Here is a 218-nt window from a genome sequence, read left to right as displayed (position 1 = left end):
TACTACATTTGGCTACTACAAGTTTGAAGGAGCGGGCATGGCAAGATTTTCCTAATCTTGTAGACATAGATGGGGCTACCACCGTTTCTTCGTTTGCTCACCTTTATGTATCCTGCTTTCTTCAAGGCTTCGCCCATACGCTTGGCAACAAGTGGCTGGTGGGTATAAATACCCAAATAGGTGAGTATCTCCGTAGTGGTCATTAACGAATAGTTTTC

The 218-nt window shown here is 44.0% G+C and carries 1 pseudogene; it reads right to left on the bottom strand.

From position 1 onward, the window contains the following. Positions 1-2: 2 nt before the first annotated feature. Positions 3-218 (bottom strand): annotated as a pseudogene (locus tag HMPREF2983_RS03545) (virulence protein); the annotation flags it as partial.

It is taken from the genome of Prevotella sp. HMSC077E09 (genome assembly GCF_001814685.1).
Classification (GTDB): domain Bacteria; phylum Bacteroidota; class Bacteroidia; order Bacteroidales; family Bacteroidaceae; genus Prevotella; species Prevotella oris.
Note: the sequence above shows the minus strand (reverse complement) of the source record. Positions and strands in the feature narration are given on the sequence as shown.